Below are 19,844 nucleotides of genomic sequence, written 5' to 3' on the forward strand. Positions count from 1 at the left end.
TTAAAAAACATTTTCTATTTTAAATATGGAATACGAAAAATTAAATAAACTCATATTAAAAAGACTCAGAGAAAACCTTCCTGAGCATCTTTCTTATCACAGTGTGATGCACGTAAAAGACGTTATCGATGCTGTCGAAAAAATTGCCAAATCTGAAGGAGTTAATGATGAAGATCTGGTATTGCTAAAAACCGCTGCATTATTTCACGATACAGGATTTTTATTTGGATCAAAAAATCATGAAGAAAAGTCTTGTGAAATTGCTGCGGAATATCTTTTAGAATACGGCTTTTCGCAAGATCAGTTAGATAAAATAAACGGAATGATCATGGCGACAAAAATTCCTCAGACTCCGAAAAATCATTTAGAACAAATTGTAGCCGATGCCGATTTAGACTATCTTGGTCGAGACGATTTTTTTGTGATCGGAGATAAATTGTTTGAAGAACTTTCTATGTTTGGAATCGTAAATTCTGAGCGCGACTGGAATTTATTACAGGAAAAGTTTTTAGAAAGCCATCATTATTTTACCGAAACAGCAATCAACAGCAGAAATCAAAAAAAACAGGATAACCTGGATATTATCAAAACAAAACTAAATAATAACTGATCACTTTATGAGCTCAGCTTCTACTAAACATGGCCCGCTATTTACTTTATCAGATATTATTTATCTGGTTTTAGGAGTTATTTCTGCGAGTTTTGCTTTAAAATCTTTCCTCGTTCCGAATCACTTTTTAGATGGTGGTGTTACCGGTGTTTCACTTTTACTTCACGAAGTTTACCATTGGAATCTCGGAGTCATTCTATTGGTTTTAAACTTACCATTTATCATTCTGGCGTACTTCCAAATCGGAAAACACTTTGCGATCAGAAGTTTTTTAACGATTTTACTAATCATCATCACCATTTTTTTCATCCCTTTTCCGGAAGTGACCCATGACAAATTATTGGTCGCTGTGTTTGGCGGATTTTTCATGGGAATTGGAATCGGTTTATCTATGCGAGGTGGCGGAACTTTCGACGGAATGGAAGTTTTAGCCTTATTAACGTTCAAAAAAAGCAGTTTTAGCATTACCGAAATTATTTTAGGAATGAATGTGATTATCTTTATCATCGCAACCGTTTTTCTTAAATTTGAAATTGCTTTGTATGCAATTATGACGTATCTCGTGGCTAGTCAGATTACCAAATATGTAATTGAAGGAATTGAAGCCTACACCGGCGTAACCATCGTTTCAGGAAACAGCGAAGAAATCAAAAAAGCTTTGGTTTTAACGATGAACAGAGGAATTACGGTGTACAAAGGCGAAAGAGGTTTTATGAAAGAATCTTTTGAGCAAAGTGCCGAAGCAGATATTATTTTCACGATTGTTACCAGATTGGAAGTTAGAAAACTGCAGAATATCGTTCGTTCAATCGATCCAAAAGCATTTATTTTCACTCAAACGGTAAGAGAGCCTCAAGGAGGAATTGTAAAGGAAATTATAAAGCATTAAAATTTTAAATAAATAATTATATTGCCTTGTGAAATTGTATTTTTCACAAGGCTTTTTTTATTTTTAAAGCTAAAATTTAAGAAAATGGTAAAAAGAATTGTTGCTAATATAAAAACTGAAGATTTATCGAATGCTGATGTATTTTATCATGATATTTTGGGTCTCGAAACATTGATGAATCACGGCTGGATCAAAACTTTTGGCAATAACGAAGAAGCAAAAGTTCAGATAAGTTTTGCAACTCAAGGTGGAAACGACACGGAAGTTCCCGATTTTTCTATCGAAGTTGACAATGTTGATGAAATATATGAAAAGATGAACAGTTCAGGATTTGAAATCACTTACCAATTGATCGATGAAGATTGGGGTGTCCGAAGATTCTTTGTGATAGACCCGTTCGGTAAATTAGTCAATATTCTTTCACATCAGTAATTTTAATATTATTCTGTTGATTTAGTTAATTAAAAATCTTTGCATGAAAAAATAAAAATGTTAAAGCCTTATGTATTTCAATTGTAAGGTTTTAATTTTGCCTATCAACTATCAACTATCAACTATCAACTATCAACTATCAACTATCAACTATCAACTATCAACTATAACAAATGAAACGTTCCGGAACCGCAACTTTACCACTTCACTACGGAAAAGTACCGCCTTGGCTTTATGAAAGAATGGCTGTACTCGGACTTTCTATTGTTGAAGTAATGCTTGCAGATTACGGGAAAAATGAAGTTCTTCGAAGATTAGCAGATCCGTTTTGGTTTCAAAGTTTTGGTGCTGTGATGGGAATGGATTGGCATTCTTCCGGAATTACAACATCTGTTATGGGAGCTTTAAAACGCAGCATCAATCCAAATTCCAAAGAACTCGGAATTTATATTTGTGGTGGAAAAGGTAAGCTTTCAAAAGAAACTCCGAATAAATTATTAGTCATCGCCAATAAAACAGGATTAGATGGAAACGAATTAGTTCGTGCCAGTAAACTTTCTGCAAAGGTTGATAATACTGCCATTCAGGATGGCTATCAGTTGTACCTTCATAATTTTATCCTTTCAGATGAAGGAAATTGGGCAGTTGTACAACAGGGAATGAATGATGCAGACGGAACTGCAAGAAGATATCATTGGCATTCGGAAAATATGGAATCTTTTGTCGACGAACCTCACAAAGGAATTCAGGGAATTAACCGTGGGAATATTCTGAACCTTACAGCTCACGAAGCTCAGGAAAGCCGCAAAGGAATTTTAGAAATTTCCCATACCAATTCAGAAAAAATCATGCAGGATTTCGCCAATTTGATTTTACCTGCGCATCATGATGTTCGTGCTTCTGATGTTGATTTGAAAAAACTCGGAACACTTTTGTACATGACAAGAGAAAACCAGCCTGAAAACTTTGAAGAATTGCTTTTATTGAAAGGTGTAGGACCGCGAACTTTACAGAGCCTTGCTTTAGTAAGCGAAGTTATTCACGGTTCGCCTTCAAGGTTCAGAGATCCTGCGAGATTTTCTTTTGCACATGGCGGAAAAGATGGGCATCCGTTTCCGGTTCCCATTAATGTTTATGATGAAACCATCAATATTCTTCAGAAAGGAATCGAAAAATCTAAATTGGGAAATTCAGATAAACTGCAATCTATCAATAAACTTCATACAATTATTGCAGAAGCAGAGAAAAATTTTACTCCGAACTTTGATATTAACGAAGTTATTGAAGAAGAACGCCAAAACTCCTGGAGATTTGGTGGTAAAACAGTATTTGGGGATGCTGAAAAACCTTCAAAACCTAAACCAATTCAGCTTTCTTTGTTTTAAATTTACTTGCTAGGAGTAGTTTCAAAACAGGGCAGTAAATCCTAAATGCCCCTCCGAAAGGCTCCTGCACACTAGTAAGAAACTTTCGGCAACTCTTGAAACCTTCTTTCACCCCTGCGACAGACTTGCGGGAACCCACGAAAAGGCAAAACACCATAGTAAGAAGCTTTCGGGAAATCTTTAAAAATATTTTCAAAATATCATTGAATCAATAACTTTTCCTGGAACTTGTGACTGTACGAAACGGATATTGAATTTGGAAACGTCTTCGTTATCCACTTCAATACGCTCTATTTTATCTAATTTTTTAATCAAAGACTGCGCAAAAGAAGCTCTTGTAGCACTTGCACGGAATTTGTTGATGTTATCTTCCATCTGCTTAAATTAACCTTAAATGATCTCAAAAATCAGTATCTAATTAGCATCTAGTTTGTCATTCCGAAGGAATCTCAACTATTTTAAAATTAATTCTTTGCTTAGATTCCTATGGAATGACAAAATGGGCATTTAGATTTGATAAGTTTTTTCACCAGAATTGGTAAATAATGTATTACAATACTTTGTAATTAATTAAAATCTAGGATTACAATATTTAAATTCAGGTAATCCAAAAAAAACACTTCCAATTCCAATAAAAATTTTAATTTTAAAATCTTAAAATAGTATTTGGATGACCAACAAAGCCTTTGACGTTTACCGCGATTTTCCTTTCTTTTTTCAGGAAGAACTTGATGAAATTATTCAGGCTCACGAAAAAGTAATTTTTCAAAAAGGGGAAACTATTCTGCAGGAAGGCAAAATGGCTAATGAATATTATATTTTAGAAAAAGGTTTGGCACGTTCTTTTGTCAATGATTTCAACGGAAACGATGTGACGACAAACTTTTTTACAGAAAACGAAATTATCATCGATGTTTCTTCACTTTTTCAAAGAATTCCTACGCAGGAAAACATTGTTTGTATCACCGATTGTGAATGTTGGAAGATGGATTTTGATGTTTTTCAGGAACTATTTCATAAGATTCCGAATCTCAGAGAATGGGGAAGAGCTTGGATGTCTCAGCAGCTTTTTTTATGCAAACAGCGCTCGGTTGAGATGTTTATACTTTCTGCAACAAAACGTTATCTTCATCTTTTAGAGCAAAAATCTCAAGTCGTACAATTTGCACCACTTAAGCAGATAGCCTCATATCTTGGAGTTACTGACACTTCACTGAGCAGAATCCGTAAAGAATTGGTATCACATCCGAAGAAAAATTAAATCTTGTCTTATGGCAAGTTGATTTTCAGAGTGACTTGGTAATTTTGGTTAAAAGTTTAACATCAAAAATTACAAAATGGAAATCAATCAAATTTACGTAAACCTTCCTGTAAAAGATGTTCAGAAAACGAGAGAATTCTGGACGAAACTTGGGTTTTCTATCAACGAACAATTTTCTGATTAAAAAGCAATCTGTGTAATCATGAAACAAGATCATATTTACACCATGTTTTTAAAAGAAGAGTTTTTCCAAACTTTCACAGACAGACCTGTTGCAAAGGGAGATACTACTCAAACTCTTCTTGCAATTGGTGTAAACAGTCGTGAAGAAGTTGATCAAATGGTGAAAACTGCTACAGAAAATGGAGGTTCCAAATACAGTGAGCCTAGAGATTATGGCTGGATGTATCAGAAAACTTTTGCAGATTTAGACGGTCATCAATGGGAAGTACTTTTTTCAGATATGTCTCAGCTTCCTGCAGAATTTTAAATTTCAGATTTAACCTAAATAAAAAATTACAAAATGAAAGTCAATCAAATTTATGTGAATCTTCCGGTGAAAGATATTCAGAAAACAAAAGAATTCTGGACTAACGTAGGATTTACCGTCAACGAGCAATTTTCAGACGATAAAGCGGTTTGTGTTGTGTTGAACGATACTATTTACGTCATGTTTTTAAAGGAAGAATATTTTCAAACATTTTCAGAAAGACCTGTTCCGAAAGGCGATACAACACAAGTTCTGGTTGCAATTGGTTTAAACAGTCGTGAGGAAGTTGATCAGGTTGTTAATGCAGCCGTAGCGAACGGAGCTTATCAACACGAAGAACCACAAGATTACGGATGGATGTATCAAAATTCTTTTTGGGACATCAACGGACACGGATGGAATGTGACGTTTGCAGATATGTCGCAAATGCCTTCACAGCCTTAAGCTCAATTTGAATCAACCTTAACCTTAACCTTAAATTATGGACACACCAAAGTCATCAAAATTAGAAATTATAATTCCTGCATTTAGAGGTCACAGTCAGAGTTTTCTGATGGTTCTTGATGGAATTTCAGAGGAAGATGGGCTGAAAAGAATTGAAGGCAGAACAAACCATATCGTTTGGATGGTAGGTAATTTTCTCGATATGCGCTATGCAATGGGAAGCGTGCTCGGATTAAATGAAGAATTTGAGTTTAAAGATTTTTTCTTGCAGGGAAAAGCGTTAGATGAAAACTTAGAATACCCGTCTTTACAAGAATTGAAAGATTCTTTTCATAAAATCTCACCGCTTGTTTACAATAAATTATTGGAAGCATCAGACGAAGATTTAGAGAAAGCATTTCCGATGGGAATGAACATTGATTTTTTTCCTGAAACAGTTCTAAATTTTGTTGGAATGTGCATTGGTCGTGAAGATTATCTGTGTGGACAAATCGGATTGATGCGCAGAATTCTTGGGTACGAAGGAATGAAATATGACTTTGATGAGAATATGAAGTATTAAAATCAAATGTATATTTAAAACAGATTCTTCACTGCACTTCGTTTCGTTCAGAATGACAAAACGTATAAAAATATAACTTATTTTCTTTGCTGAATCAAACGCCTTTGCGAACGAAAAGCATTCTCAATTAGATAAAAAATCTTTGTGCTCTTTGCGTTTAAATAAACACAAATGACACAAATGGTTACACAAATTTCATGATAAATTTAATTGTTTTATTCGTAAAAACCATTAGCGAAACTCGTGTTTAAAAAAACTAACTTTTTAAAAATAAAAATCATGGCAAAATTAAATCCGTACCTGAATTTTGACGGTACAGCAGAAAAAGCATTTACATTTTATAAATCTGTTTTCGGTGGAGAATTCGTTGGAGAAATTCACAAAATGGGAAATGCTCCCGGAACTGAAAATCTTTCAGACGAAGAAAAAAACAGAGTCATGCACATTGCGCTTCCCATTGGTGGAGATCTTTTGATGGCTTCAGATATTGTGCCGTCATTCGGACAGAAATTAACCGTTGGAAATAATAATTATGTTTCAATTTTCCCTGATTCCAGAGAAGATGCAGATCGAATTTTTAAAAGACTTTCAGAAGGTGGAAATATTGAAATGCCGCTTGAAGACCAGTTTTGGGGAGATTATTTCGGAAGCTTTCAGGATCAGTTTGGTGTTCATTGGATGATTAATTATAACGAAGAATACACAAAATAGTTTTATATTTAATTAATGAAAGGGTAGATGTTAATTTACCCTTATTTTACACCATAAAAACAAAATATTAAATGGACAAAGTTAAAATTGACATTACGATCTTGGCGCCGGTAGAAAAAGTCTGGGATTATTTTAATGATCCAAAACACATTACCAAATGGAATTTTGCACACGAAAGCTGGTTTTGTCCGATTTCTGAAAGTGATTTGAAACCAGGCGGGAAGTTCAATAACCGAATGGAGGCAAAAGACGGAAGCTTCGGATTTGATTACATCGGAATTTATGACGAAGTGATTCCGAATGAAAGAATAAAATATCACATTGAAGATGGAAGAGAAGTAGAAGTGATTTTTGAGAAAATAGACGAAAATACCACTAAAGTAACCGAGATTTTCGATCCTGAAAAACAAAATTCAGCTGAAATGCAACGTGAAGGTTGGTATGCAATACTCAACAATTTTCATAAATATGTAGAAAACAACTAACAATTTTTTTTGCAATATGATCAACTTAATAATTATGGCAAAGTGTTTAACCTCTATTTGTGCTGTTAATTATGTTGCGAATGGAGATTTTTTGAAGGGGATTATAGCGATGCCTGCAAGAAGGGCTCTTGAAAAAGAAAAGATTGATTCTTTAGAAAAACTGTCACTTTATTCTGAGCAGGAAATCATGCAACTTCACGGTTTTGGAAAAAATGCGATGGAGAAATTAAAATGCTATATGCAGGAAAATCAGATTTCCTTTAAAAATAATTAAAAACTAAACATAAAGTTTGTCATTGCCAGCGAAGCAATCTTTAAATATAAATACGTCACATATTTTTCTTAACATAATAAAGAATAAATATTAAACAAGTCGTGTTTGAACTCAATCAACTTTAAATTTTAAAACAATGAATAACAATATTTTCCCATGCCTTTGGTATGATGGTGATGCAAAAGAATCAGCTGAATTTTACTGCAAAATATTTGATGGAAAAATTACTGCAGATACTCCGGTAGTTTTAAATGTAGAACTTTTCGGACAGAAATTAATGCTTTTAAATGGCGGCCCGCATTTTGAAAAAAATGCTTCCGTTTCGTTTATGGTAATGTGTGAAACGGAAGATGAAGTTCAAGAATATTGGAATCAGTTGGAAGACGGAGGGATTGTTTTGATGGCGTTAGATTCTTATCCTTGGAGTAAAAAATATGGTTGGATCCGAGATAAATTTGGAGTTACTTGGCAAATATATTTAGGTGAAAAGAAAAGCGAGCAAAGAATTATTCCGACTTTAATGTTTATCCATCAAAATAACGGAAAAGCATTGGAAGCGATGGAATCGTACACCACAATTTTCCCCAATTCAAAAATAGAAAGCGTCTTGAAATATGGAGAAGGCGTAAATGATGAAAATCACGAAGTTCCGGAAAATGTACAACACGCCCATTTTGAAATTGACGGTTATTCAATGTTTTGCATGGATAATTCTTACGATCACAAATTTGATTTTAATGAAGGGATTTCAATGGTCATTATGACAGAAAATCAGGAAGAAACAGATCACCTTTGGAGCTCTCTCACTACAGATGGGGGTAGAGAAAGTATGTGTGGTTGGCTAAAAGATAAATTCGGAATGAGCTGGCAAATTGTACCCACAAGATTAATTGAGCTGATGAGCGATTCTAATCAGCAAAAAGCCCAAATTGTAGTACAGGCTATGATGAAAATGCAAAAAATTGTAATTAAAGATTTAGAAGAAGCTTATCATTCTTAACTGGGTGATGGAAGTTGGATGTCAGAAGTTATTTGAGTGTTTAAAAACTTTCAGCTTCCAACATCAAACTTCTACTTCCATTATTCGGCTTGTTGTTTGATACAGTTCTGAAAAAGATTTGCTTATGAAGACGCAGAACAAGTCAAAATCACTTTCCAAAGTACCTAAAGACGGTTTATATCCTGAGATTATCAGGCAAAATTATTTAGGAAGCAAAAAATTACTTAATAAAAAAGCTATTATTTCCGGGGGCGACAGCGGAATCGGTCAGGCAGTAGCTGTACATTTTGCAAGAGAAGGAGCCGATGTTGCCATTATCTATAAAGAAAGTGTAAAAGATGCCAGAGAAACCCAAAGATTGGTTGAAAAAGAGGGTCAGGAATGTATTCTTTTCAAAGGTGATATTTCTAAAAAAGCATTTAGAAAAAATACTTTAGAAAAGATTAGTAAACATTGGAAAAATGTTGATATTCTGGTCAATAATGCCGGAATTCAGTTTCCGAAAGGTGAGATCGAAAAAATTTCGGATGATCAGATTAATGAAACATTCAACGTCAATATCATTTCAATGATTTCTTTTACAAGAGACTGTTTGAAGGTAATGAATAAAGGCGCACGAATCATTTGTACCACTTCGGTAACTGCCTATCGCGGAAGCGATCATCTCATCGATTATTCGGCAACAAAAGGTGCAATCGCAACTTTTATTCGTTCATTGGCCACAAATCTTGCCGAGCAGAAAATTTTGGTCAACGGTGTTGCTCCGGGCCCGATTTGGACTCCGCTAGTGAAAGAAACTTTTGAAGATATTGCTTCTTTCGGAAAAGATACACCTTTAAAAAGAGCCGGTCAGCCTTCAGAAGTTGCACCTGCGTATGTTTTTCTGGCTTCTGAAGATTCAAGTTTTATCACGGGTGAAATTATTCACATCAATGGCGGTGATTTTGTCGGCGGATAAATATTTTTACCTAAACCTAAACCTAAACCTAAACCTAAACTAAATATAATTAAATTATGGAAACTTTAGAATTCGAAATTAAAATTAATGCAGCTCCGGAAAAAATATGGACCGTTTTGTGGGATGATTTGAGTTACAGACAATGGACTTCAGCGTTTTCTAAAGGCTCATTTTATCTCGGCACTTGGGATGAAGGCAGCATCATTAAATTTTTTGATCCAAACAATAACGGAATGTACAGTCGTGTTGTAAAGAATGATCCCAATAAAGAGATGATTTTTCTGCATTTGGGCGAAATTTATGATGGCGTAGAAACTCCACAAGATTGGGGAGACGCTACAGAATCTTATATTTTAGAGGAAACAGAAGAAGAAACTATATTGAAAGTAGCCATTAAATCGTCACCGGAATTCAAAGATTTTTTTGAAGAAAAATTCCCGGCTGCGCTTCAAAATGTAAAGAATCTGGCTGAAAATCAGCTTTAAGTGATTGATTGCAAAGACACAAGTGATTTTAACCAAATCACACACATCAAAAAATCATTATTATGGAAAATTTATCGTACGACATTATTATCAATGCTCCAAAACAAAAAATATGGGATGTCTTGTGGACACCAGAAACGTACAGTGAATGGACGAAATATTTCAATCCTAAGTCGATTTCAATAATGAAATCAGATTGGCAAGTTGGTGGAAAAACGTATTTTACAAATACAGAAGGTGAAGGAATGGTATCCACGATCGATAGCTTGGAAAAGCCCGATCAGATTGTTTTTAAACATTTAGGAATGGTTGATAAAGAAGGAAATGAAGACACTCAAAGTAAAGAAGTGATGGAGTGGAACGGTTCTTTTGAAAAATATTTCCTGATTTCGCTCGATGACGGAACGGTAAAACTTCAAGCAGAAGTTCAGGCCGAAAGCGAATGGAAAGATCATATGAACGAAGGCTTTACCAAAGGTTTACAGATTGTTAAAGATCTTGCGGAATCGAATTAATAAGATTTGTATAGTTTATATCAGGAGGTTTTTTTAGAGAAAACCTCTTTTTTTATTTAACTTTAAAAAAATATTCTCAATCATTTGTGAAAATCAGTGATATATGTGAGAATTTAAAACAATTAATATGAAATTACTGGGAATCCTTTTTATTACATTTGCTTTAGCTTTAGTCGGAACAAAAATCTTTGAGGGAAATTGGAATCTTCTATTTTCCGGAAATCTTGGAATGGCAGTTTTCATGATTTTCACAGGTTTTGCCCATTTTAAATTTCAAAAAGGAATGGCTTTAATGATTCCTAAATTTATTCCGGCAAAAATGTTTTGGGTCTATTTTACAGGTCTAATTGAAATTCTGACGGCAATTGGCTTAATGATTCCTTCAATTCGGGAGCTTACTTCAATTTTGTTGATTATCTTTTTAATTTTAGTGTTTATTGCTAATGTTTATTCATCACGAAAGAAAGTGAACCTTTTTAAAGCAGATTATTCTGGTCCCGGAATGGCTTATTTGTATAAAGAAAGAATTCCAATGCAGATTATTTTAATAACCTGGACATGGTATTTCGGAATTTATCTGAACTGAAAATTAGCTTTAAATCGGTTAAAACAAGTCTATTTTAAACAAAATTTAAAACCAACATCACGATTTTTATCTCTCACCGAAAATCCTTATTTTTGCATATCTAAAAAGTAAAAGTAAAGAAATGAATTCCTACAAAAATCCATTGGAAGAGCGCTACTCCAGTGAAGAAATGTTATTTAACTTTTCTCATAATAATAAATTCCAGAATTGGAGAAAGCTTTGGATTGCCCTTGCTGAAATTGAAAAAGACTTAGGTCTTGAGATTACAGACGAGCAAATTGCTGAGTTGAAAGCCAATGTTGATAATATCGATTACGATAAAGCGGCAGAATACGAGAAAAAATTCCGTCATGATGTAATGGCTCACGTTCACGCTTATGGTGATGTGGCGCCTTCTGCTAAAGGAATTATTCACTTAGGAGCTACTTCGGCATTTGTAGGAGATAATACAGATTTAATTCAAATCCGTGACGGACTTTTAATTTTAAAGAAAAAGTTGGTTAACGTAATGAAAAATCTTTCTGATTTTGCTATTCAATATAAAGATTTACCAACTTTAGGATTTACACACTTCCAACCAGCTCAGTTAACAACTGTTGGAAAAAGAGCTACACTTTGGTTACAAAGTTTGGTTCTAGACATCGAGGAGCTTGATTTCTTCTTAGAAACGCTACGTTTCAGAGGAGTAAAAGGAACAACAGGAACTGCTGCAAGTTTCCTTGAGCTTTTCAACGGTGATTATTCTAAAGTAAAACATTTAGATAAAGAGCTTTCAAAAAGATTCGGTTTTGAGAAAGTTTTCGGAGTTTCTGGACAGACTTATGACAGAAAAATCGATGCTAAAGTGGTCGCTTTATTAGGAAATATTGCACAATCTGCACATAAATTTACCAACGATCTACGTCTTCTTCAAAATTTGAAAGAAATTGAAGAACCATTCGAAAAAAACCAAATCGGTTCATCTGCAATGGCTTACAAGCGTAATCCAATGAGAAGCGAAAGAATCGGAGCGTTGGCAAAATATGTTATGTCTTTGACGACGAGTTCTGCAATGGTCGCTTCTACGCAATGGTTTGAAAGAACTTTAGATGATTCTGCAAACAAGAGATTAACGATTCCTCAGGCTTTCTTGGCTGTTGATGCAATTCTATTGATTTGGAACAACATCATGAACGGAATCGTGGTATATCCGAACAGAATCAACAAGCATATTATGGAAGAACTTCCTTTCATGGCGACAGAATACATCATCATGGAAGAGGTAAAAGCTGGTGGAGACCGTCAGGAAATCCACGAAGTGATCAGAGTTCATTCAATGGAAGCTTCTAAAAAAGTGAAAGAAGAAGGTAAAGAAAATGACCTTATCGAAAGAATCTTAAATGACGATTCATTAAAGCTTGATAAGTCAAAATTAAAAGAAGTTTTAGATCCTAAAAACTTTATCGGGTTTGCACCAATTCAAACGGAAGAATTCATCGCAAATGAAGTTCAGCCGATCATTGATGCCAATAAAGACCTGATTGGTTTGGAGGCTGATCTTAAAGTATAAATGATATGCAGTCTTTTCGGCTGCATTTTTTACTTTGTTAAGTTTAAGATTTGACAAAGTTTTCAGAAACACTGATTTTTTTATGGCAGCTTTATCCGCCTTCCGTTCCCGCTTTTTGCCTACACTTCGTTTCGGCAAAAGAGCTCCACTCAAGTCGGGCTGCAAAGTGGGATTGCCAACATAAATTTCAGTTAAAAATTAAAAATAAATCTAATAAATATCTGGCATCTAATGTCTAATAACAAAAGAATTTTCGTAGAAAAAAGAGGAATTTTCGATGTAGAAAGTCCAAAGATTTTTGATGAAGTAAAAGCGGTGGTTCCGTCTATCCAAAGCGTAAAGGTGTATAACGTTTACGATATTTTTGGATTAAATGATGGTGAATTCGAAAAAGTGGTAAACAGCACTTTCGTAGATCCGGTTACTGATATTTTAATCGAAGAAAACCCTGCACAGGGAATCCATTTCGCATTAGAATTTTTACCGGGACAATACGATCAGCGTGCTGATTCTGCGCAACAATGTATTGCTTTACTGACTGAAAATGAGAAGTCTAAAGTAAGAAGCGGTAAACTTATCGAGTTTGAAGGAGTTTCTGAATCTGACTTGGTAAAAATCAAAGACCTTTTAATCAATAAAGTAGAATCTCAGGAGAAAGATCTATCAACTTTAAATATTCCTGCGGAAGAAACGCCGTCAAAAGTAATTGTTCACGAAGGTTTTATCAATTTTGATGATGCTCAATTAGAAGAATTCTTTAATAATCACGGTTTTGCTTTAGGTTTGGATGATTTGAAATTCATTCAGGAATATTTTAAAACTGAACAGAGAAATCCTACAGAAACTGAACTGAAAGTTTTAGACACGTATTGGAGCGACCACTGTCGTCACACAACTTTTGAAACAGAATTGTCAAATATTGAATTTGAAGGACAGTTTAAACATACATTGGAAACTATTTTCAATGATTATATCGAAAAAAGAAAATTCTTAGGACGTGAATTGAAACCAATCTCTTTAATGGATTTGGCGACCGTTTGCGGAAGATATTTTAGTAAAACCGGAAAGCTTGATAACTTGGTGGTTTCAGACGAAATCAACGCTTGTACCATCCAGATCGAAGCTGAATACGATGGTAAAAAAGAACCTTGGTATTTATTATTCAAAAACGAAACACACAATCACCCGACAGAAATTGAACCTTTTGGAGGTGCTTCAACGTGTTTAGGTGGCGCGATTAGAGATCCTTTATCTGGACGTTCTTTTGTGTTCCAGGCGATGAGATTAACGGGTGCTGCCGATGTTTTAGAATCGGTTGACAAAACTTTACCGGGTAAATTACCTCAAAAAACAATCACAAAACAAGCGGCAAACGGATATTCTTCTTACGGTAACCAAATCGGTTTGGCAACTACAATGGTTTCTGAAATCTATGACGAAGGCTACAAAGCGAAAAGAATGGAAGTTGGTTTCGTTGCCGGAGCAGTTCCTGTGGATTGGGTAAGACGTGAAAAACCTGAAGCTGGCGATTCTATCATCATTTTAGGTGGTGCAACAGGTCGTGACGGAGTTGGTGGAGCAAGCGGAAGTTCAAAAGAGCAGGACGAAACTTCTATCCACACGATGAGTTCTGAAGTTCAGAAAGGAAATGCGGTTGAAGAACGTAAAATTCAGAGATTATTCAGAAATCCTGAAGTGACTAGATTGATTAAGAAGTCAAACGACTTCGGAGCGGGTGGAGTTTCTGTTGCAATAGGCGAAATTGCTGATTCTTTGGAAGTTAATCTTGATGTTTTACCTTTAAAATACGAAGGTTTGAACGGAACCGAGCTTGCTATTTCTGAATCTCAGGAAAGAATGGCAGTTGTGGTTGAACCAAAAGATAAAGAGCAGTTCATCAAGTTCTGTGAAGCTGAAAACATTGTTGCTGTTGAAGTGGCAAAAGTAACAGATTCTGGAAGAATGCAGATGTTCTGGAAAGGCGATAAAATTGTTGACCTTTCAAGAGAATTCCTGGATACCAACGGTTGTTCTAAAAGCCAAGAAGTTAAGATTACACATCTTAATGAATTGAAAGAAGAAGCACAGACTTTTAACGAAGAGAATTTCTTAAAAATATTAAGCGATAAAAATGTCGCTTCTCAAAAAGGTTTATTGGAGATGTTCGATTCATCTATCGGTGCTACTACGGTTGCGATGCCTTTAGGTGGAAAATATCAGCAAACTTTGATGGAAGGAAGTGTTCAGACGTTGCCAATTTTAGGAGCAAAAGACGTCGAAACGGTTTCTTTGGCAAGTTGGGGATTTGATGCTGAAATTTCAAAGCAAAACTCATTGTTGGGAGCTTCTTATGCGGTGGTTGAAAGTGTTGCGAAAATCGTTGCGATGGGTGGCGATTATAAAAATATCAGATTCAGTTTCCAGGAATATTTTGAAAAATTAGGACAAAATCCAGAAAAGTGGGGGAAACCTTTGGCGTCTCTTTTAGGAGCTTATGATGCTCAAATCAATTTCGGTTTAGCAGCAATTGGAGGTAAAGATTCTATGAGTGGAACATACCAAGATTTGAATGTTCCACCAACGTTGATTTCATTTGCTTGTGCTAATGGAGAAAAGAAAAATATCATCTCTCCGGAATTTAAACAGGCGGGAAATAAACTGTATTTCTTCAATCATATTCCACAGGAAAACGGACTTCCAAACTATGATAAATTGAAAGATGTTTACGAACTTATTTTCGAAAATATCAAGGCTGGAAAAATTGTTTCTGTGAAGACAATTAAAGAAGGCGGAGTTGCAGTTGCTTTAGCAAAAATGAGTTTCGGAAACAGATTGGGAGCTGAAATAAATGTTGCTGACGAGAGTGTTTTATTAGCTAAAAATATTGGAAGTTTAATCATCGAATCAACTGAAGAATTAAGCTCTGTTGAACTTCAATTAATTGGTGAAGTTAAAAATTCAAGTGTTTTGAAAATCAGTAATTTGGATTTTGAAATCGAAAAATTACTTGAAGCCAATACGAAAACTTTTGAAAACCTTTTCTCAACGGTTGAAAAAGAAAAGATCGTGGTTGAATTGGATTCAAAACTGAACTCAATCAACCCAAGAAATATCGTTATCAAAAAACACGGATTGGCGAAGCCAAGAGTTTTTGCGCCGGTTTTCCCGGGGACAAATTGCGAATATGATACACTGAATGCATTCCAAAAAGAAGGTGCAATTGTAAGCAGTTTACCTTTAATAAATATCAATCATCAGTTGCTTGATGAGAGCATCGATGCGTGGGTGGAAGAAATTAAACAGTCACAGATTTTAGCATTCTCTGGAGGGTTTTCTGCGGGTGATGAACCGGACGGTTCTGCTAAGTTTATCGTGAATGTTTTGAAGAATGAAAAGATGAGAAATGCCGTTCACGAATTGCTCGACAGAGACGGAATGATCATCGGGATTTGTAATGGTTTCCAGGCATTGGTTAAATCCGGATTGTTGCCTTACGGAAGAATTAAAGACTTAGATGAAAATTCTCCGACGTTGGCTCACAATGCAATCAGAAGACACATTTCTCAGATGGTGAATGTAAAAGTTCTGAACGATGAATCGCCTTGGTTGAAAGGAATGAAAGATCAGGTTTTCACCATTCCGATTTCTCACGGTGAAGGTCGTTTTATGGCTTCAGAAGAAGAAATTCAGAAGTTGTATGAAAACGGACAGATTGCCACTCAATATTTAGATTTAGATGGAAACATCGCTCACGGAATGCCATTCAATCCAAATAACTCATTGTTTGGAATTGAAGGAATTACGAGTCCGTGTGGAAAAATCTATGGTAGAATGGGGCATCCTGAACGTTTCGCAGAAGGATTGATGAAAAACATTCCAACTGCGAATTATCACAATATATTTAAAAACGGAGTTGAATACTTCAAGTAGGCTTTAAGTTTCTGGCGATTAGCTTTTGGCTTTCGAACTAAAATCTAACGGATTCAAAAAACGGTTAGGTTTGGTGTTAGGAATAATAAAAAAGCAATTAATAATAAATGAAAAATGACTGTCAACAATGGCAGTCATTTTTTTTGTGAAAAAATTTAAAATAAATTGCAACATAAACGATGTGATTGCGTCTATTAAGTAGAAAGAATAAACCGGAACCAATTTTTGAAAACAACAGCAGTAAATATCAGTGACAAGGAATTGTTGGAGCTATGCGGTTCTGGCAACAATTCCGGATATTCTGTGCTTTACCAACGGTATTCTAAAGCTGCTTTCAATTCTATTTTTCGTCTTGTTAATGATAGGGAAGAAGCAGAAGATATTCTTCAGGAGGTTTTTGTGAAAGCATTTTCAGAAATAAAATCCTTAAAAAATACCGATAGTTTCGGAGGTTGGGTTAAACGGATTGCCATCAATCACGCACTCAATTTTTTACGGAAAAAGAAAATATATTTTGCGGAAATTGAAGATGATAAGATGTTGGATACAAAGGATGATGAACTTGAAGAAAAGCTGGATCTAGAATTCAGGATAGAGGAACTTCAAAATGTTATTGCAGAGCTTCCTTTACAGATCAGAACGATTGTTAATCTTTTTCTGTTTGAAAATATGCCACAGGAGGAAATTGCAAAAGAATTAAATATTCCGCCAGGCACGGTAAGAAGTTATTATCACCGTGCTAAAAAGAAAATTTTTGAAAAACTAACTCAAAAATGCAAAAATGAAAGATTCGCTTAAAAAATATATTGAAGATCATCGTGAGGAATTCGATACACTCGAAGTTCCGGAAGAAACGTTTGACAAAATAATGTCAAAACTGAACGAGCCTGCTATTTCAGAAAAAACAATTCCGTTATTTACTTGGAAAAAGTGGATTGCAGCCGCTTCTATAGTAATAATTTTCAGTGTTGGAAGCTTTGCTTTATGGAACCAAAAAGAAAATGAAAAATCGACTATTGCCATTCAGGAAAAAACTAAAACTGAAGATGAAAATTTAGTTGAAATTATAAAACCCAAAAATGAACTGAAAACTGCAAAAATAATGACGACAAAGCAGGAAAATAGCCCCAAAGTTTTTGAGAAAAATAATTTAAAGCATTCAAAAAGAATAGCAGAAACGAAAAATTTAGTTCAGGATAATAGCTCAGCAACAGAATACGATTTTGAGAATGTAAAGGCACTAGAATTAATGGCTGATGAATATTCTGCAAGCTCAAGACTGGAAGGGATTTCTCTGATAAACAATTTTTCGCCTTCAGATGAAAAAATGATTGCTATTTTATCTGAAAAAGCACTTTCAGACGAAAATACAAATGTACGATTGGCAGCAGTTGAAGCTTTGTCTGCACACATAGAAAATACAACTGTCAGAGATCACATTCGTGAGATTTTTCTTAATCAGGACGATCCGTTTGTTCAAAAAGAACTTATTGCCATTTTAGCTCAGAAAAATCCATCCAAATTAAATAGTGAAGTGAGTGCGAAGTTGAGGGAACTTACTCTAAATCCTACTACAGCGGCTTTCGTGAAAGATGAAGCCTATGCTGTTTTAATGAAATATTAAAAGCTTTTATATAAAAATCAATAAATTATTTAACAAATTAAAAAGTATGAAATCGCCATTATTAAGAATCATAAACACGTGTGAAGGTATAGCGATAACATAGGACAATTAAAAAACAATAAAAATCTACATATGAAAAAGATATATTTAATCATGTTTGCCATGATGACAGTTTCTTTCCATGCACAGGAAAACATCGAGCAAACCAATTCTGTAAAAGAAAACTCTAAAACATTTAAGGTTAAAAAGAATAATGGTAAACTTCTCATCAATCTTGGAAAAGTAACGGTTGAAGGTTATAATGGAAACGAAATTGTTTTTTCGCTGGAAGGTGAAGTTCCTGAAGTGGATAAACGCGCAGAAGGACTTCAGTCGATTAATGCTTTAGGAATCGTAGATAACACCGGACTTGGGATAAATGTCAACGAAAAAGATGGCATATTGGAAGTTAATCCGTTAAAAAAGATTTCTTTTCCCGAGATAAAAATCTTAGTTCCCGAAAATGTTATTGTTTCTTTTCAGCATCAATCACAGTATGGCGGAGAAGTAGTTTTCAGAAATATGCAGAATGAAATCGAAATTGCTGCAACGTATAATAGTATTAAATTGGAGAATATTACCGGCCCTGCTGTCGTAAAATCTATTTATGGAGATGTGGAAGCGGTATTTAAACAAAACGTAAAAGGCCCTTTGTCGATTATTTCTGTTTACGGATTTGCTGATGTTACACTTCCTAAATCGGTGAAAGCTAATCTTAAAACCACAACCTCTTATGGCGAAATTTATATGTCTCCGGATCTTAAAATTGATATTGAAAAGAAACAGGGTTTGGCACGTCAAGGCGATGAATTGATTGGAAAAGTGAATGGAGGCGGTACCAATATTGAAGTGCGTTCCGATTACAGTAAAATTTATTTAAGAGCAAAATGAGAACGCTGTTAATTCTTGCAGCGAGTTTCGTTTTCGGTCTTACTGCAGCGCAAACAGCCATTAATAAGAGCTTTCCTACCGATGAAAATCAAAAATTATCATTGAAATTTGATTATCCGCAACTGATTAAAATCAGTACTTGGGATAAATCTGAAGTTCAAATTTTGGGAACGGTTAACATTAATGAGAATGAACGAAACAATGCTTTTCAGATAAAAGAATCGAACGAAGGTAATTCTCTCGTTATTGAAGGCAAAATGTCTGAAATGAAAAATATTCCGCATCGTATCACAGTTCAAAAGGGAAGTCAGAAATTGATTTTTAAAAGCCGTGAAGAATATCAAAAATATTGTAAAGAAAACAATGTAACGTTTAGTTCAATGACTGATGGCGTTGATATTGATATCCAATTAGAAATAAAAGTTCCGAAATCTTTAGCTACGCAAATAGAATCTCAATATGGCTTGGTTGAAGTGAAAGATTTTGGTGGAACAATCAATGTGAATGCGATATACGGTGGAATTGATGCCACGATTTTGGATAGAAATGTTGGGAAGCTTTCTGCAGAAACCCATTTTGGACAAATTTATTCAAATTTAGATGCTAAATTCACGGGAAAAGACTCGAATGATTTTCGTACTTTAGTTACGACAACATTTGGAAACGGACCGCAATATATTCTGGAGTCTAAATACGGGAATATTTATCTGAGAAAATAATATCC

At 34.8% G+C, this 19,844-nt stretch carries 23 protein-coding genes and 1 pseudogene; 23 read left to right on the forward strand and 1 reads right to left on the reverse strand.

Translation table 11 applies throughout. The annotated features are described in order from the left end of the window. Positions 1-25: 25 nt before the first annotated feature. The 4 genes from EG358_RS09765 (at position 26) to EG358_RS09780 (ending at position 3,316) form a co-directional block, all read left to right on the forward strand. Positions 26-610, forward strand: a complete 585-nt coding sequence (locus EG358_RS09765) for an HD domain-containing protein (RefSeq protein WP_076559253.1) — start codon at positions 26-28, stop codon at positions 608-610. 7 nt (positions 611-617) lie between these two features. After that, a complete protein-coding gene (locus tag EG358_RS09770) occupies positions 618-1,499 on the forward strand; it encodes a YitT family protein (protein WP_076559251.1) in 882 nt (293 codons plus the stop codon). 84 nt (positions 1,500-1,583) lie between these two features. Beyond that, the gene (locus tag EG358_RS09775) at positions 1,584-1,931 is read left to right on the forward strand and encodes a VOC family protein (protein ID WP_076559249.1); all 348 of its coding nucleotides are present in this window, start codon (positions 1,584-1,586) and stop codon (positions 1,929-1,931) included. Positions 1,932-2,104: 173 nt separating this feature from the next. Beyond that, a complete protein-coding gene (locus EG358_RS09780) occupies positions 2,105-3,316 on the forward strand; it encodes a DUF763 domain-containing protein (protein ID WP_076559247.1) in 1,212 nt (403 codons plus the stop codon). A gap of 210 nt (positions 3,317-3,526) precedes the next feature. On the opposite strand, the pseudogene EG358_RS09785 reads toward EG358_RS09780, so the two are convergent. Beyond that, positions 3,527-3,697: pseudogene (locus EG358_RS09785) on the reverse strand (hypothetical protein); the annotation flags it as partial. Between the two features lie 289 nt (positions 3,698-3,986). On the opposite strand from EG358_RS09785, the gene EG358_RS09790 reads away from it, so the two are divergent. The 19 genes from EG358_RS09790 (at position 3,987) to EG358_RS09875 (ending at position 19,839) form a co-directional block, all read left to right on the forward strand. Beyond that, complete coding sequence (locus EG358_RS09790; RefSeq protein WP_076559243.1) at positions 3,987-4,577, forward strand: Crp/Fnr family transcriptional regulator; 591 nt, start codon at positions 3,987-3,989, stop codon at positions 4,575-4,577. A 76-nt stretch (positions 4,578-4,653) separates the two neighbouring features. Beyond that, positions 4,654-4,761, forward strand: coding sequence for a VOC family protein (locus EG358_RS20035; RefSeq protein ID WP_394337950.1), 108 nt, complete (start codon positions 4,654-4,656; stop codon positions 4,759-4,761). 18 nt (positions 4,762-4,779) lie between these two features. Further along, positions 4,780-5,067, forward strand: a complete 288-nt coding sequence (locus EG358_RS09795; protein WP_228421299.1) for a VOC family protein — start codon at positions 4,780-4,782, stop codon at positions 5,065-5,067. A gap of 33 nt (positions 5,068-5,100) precedes the next feature. Continuing rightward, a complete protein-coding gene (locus EG358_RS09800; protein WP_076559241.1) occupies positions 5,101-5,511 on the forward strand; it encodes a VOC family protein in 411 nt (136 codons plus the stop codon). 37 nt (positions 5,512-5,548) lie between these two features. Further along, positions 5,549-6,073: a hypothetical protein gene (locus EG358_RS09805; RefSeq protein WP_076559239.1), complete on the forward strand. Its 525-nt coding sequence runs from the start codon at positions 5,549-5,551 to the stop codon at positions 6,071-6,073. Positions 6,074-6,352: 279 nt separating this feature from the next. Further along, on the forward strand, positions 6,353-6,784 hold the full coding sequence (locus tag EG358_RS09810; RefSeq protein WP_076559237.1) for a VOC family protein: 432 nt from the start codon (positions 6,353-6,355) through the stop codon (positions 6,782-6,784). A gap of 71 nt (positions 6,785-6,855) precedes the next feature. Further along, a complete protein-coding gene (locus EG358_RS09815; protein ID WP_076559235.1) occupies positions 6,856-7,269 on the forward strand; it encodes an SRPBCC family protein in 414 nt (137 codons plus the stop codon). Positions 7,270-7,303: 34 nt separating this feature from the next. After that, the gene (locus EG358_RS09820; RefSeq protein WP_228421297.1) at positions 7,304-7,543 is read left to right on the forward strand and encodes a helix-hairpin-helix domain-containing protein; all 240 of its coding nucleotides are present in this window, start codon (positions 7,304-7,306) and stop codon (positions 7,541-7,543) included. 136 nt (positions 7,544-7,679) lie between these two features. Then, on the forward strand, positions 7,680-8,543 hold the full coding sequence (locus tag EG358_RS09825) for a VOC family protein (protein ID WP_076559231.1): 864 nt from the start codon (positions 7,680-7,682) through the stop codon (positions 8,541-8,543). Between the two features lie 124 nt (positions 8,544-8,667). Continuing rightward, positions 8,668-9,501, forward strand: a complete 834-nt coding sequence (locus tag EG358_RS09830; protein WP_076559229.1) for an SDR family oxidoreductase — start codon at positions 8,668-8,670, stop codon at positions 9,499-9,501. A gap of 56 nt (positions 9,502-9,557) precedes the next feature. Continuing rightward, positions 9,558-9,986: an ATPase gene (locus EG358_RS09835; protein ID WP_076559226.1), complete on the forward strand. Its 429-nt coding sequence runs from the start codon at positions 9,558-9,560 to the stop codon at positions 9,984-9,986. A gap of 62 nt (positions 9,987-10,048) precedes the next feature. Beyond that, positions 10,049-10,501, forward strand: a complete 453-nt coding sequence (locus tag EG358_RS09840; RefSeq protein WP_076559224.1) for an SRPBCC family protein — start codon at positions 10,049-10,051, stop codon at positions 10,499-10,501. 127 nt (positions 10,502-10,628) lie between these two features. Then, on the forward strand, positions 10,629-11,087 hold the full coding sequence (locus EG358_RS09845; RefSeq protein ID WP_076559221.1) for a DoxX family protein: 459 nt from the start codon (positions 10,629-10,631) through the stop codon (positions 11,085-11,087). A gap of 121 nt (positions 11,088-11,208) precedes the next feature. Further along, positions 11,209-12,636 carry an adenylosuccinate lyase gene (gene purB / locus EG358_RS09850; RefSeq protein WP_066678116.1) on the forward strand — a complete coding sequence of 476 codons (1,428 nt, stop codon included), beginning with the start codon at positions 11,209-11,211 and terminating at the stop codon, positions 12,634-12,636. A 231-nt stretch (positions 12,637-12,867) separates the two neighbouring features. Then, positions 12,868-16,566, forward strand: coding sequence for a phosphoribosylformylglycinamidine synthase (locus EG358_RS09855; RefSeq protein ID WP_076559219.1), 3,699 nt, complete (start codon positions 12,868-12,870; stop codon positions 16,564-16,566). Positions 16,567-16,791: 225 nt separating this feature from the next. Further along, positions 16,792-17,364 (forward strand): RNA polymerase sigma factor, encoded by a 573-nt coding sequence (locus EG358_RS09860; RefSeq protein ID WP_076559217.1) that lies wholly within the window; start codon positions 16,792-16,794, stop codon positions 17,362-17,364. After that, positions 17,348-18,190: a HEAT repeat domain-containing protein gene (locus tag EG358_RS09865; RefSeq protein WP_076559215.1), complete on the forward strand. Its 843-nt coding sequence runs from the start codon at positions 17,348-17,350 to the stop codon at positions 18,188-18,190. Before EG358_RS09860 ends, EG358_RS09865 begins: the two co-directional genes overlap by 17 nt. Positions 18,191-18,322: 132 nt before the next feature. Next, on the forward strand, positions 18,323-19,120 hold the full coding sequence (locus EG358_RS09870; protein WP_123890078.1) for a DUF4097 family beta strand repeat-containing protein: 798 nt from the start codon (positions 18,323-18,325) through the stop codon (positions 19,118-19,120). Further along, positions 19,117-19,839 carry a DUF4097 family beta strand repeat-containing protein gene (locus tag EG358_RS09875; RefSeq protein WP_076559211.1) on the forward strand — a complete coding sequence of 241 codons (723 nt, stop codon included), beginning with the start codon at positions 19,117-19,119 and terminating at the stop codon, positions 19,837-19,839. The genes EG358_RS09870 and EG358_RS09875 overlap by 4 nt, the downstream gene beginning before the upstream one ends. Positions 19,840-19,844 lie beyond the last annotated feature (5 nt).

The organism is Chryseobacterium indoltheticum (genome assembly GCF_003815915.1).
Classification (GTDB): domain Bacteria; phylum Bacteroidota; class Bacteroidia; order Flavobacteriales; family Weeksellaceae; genus Chryseobacterium; species Chryseobacterium indoltheticum.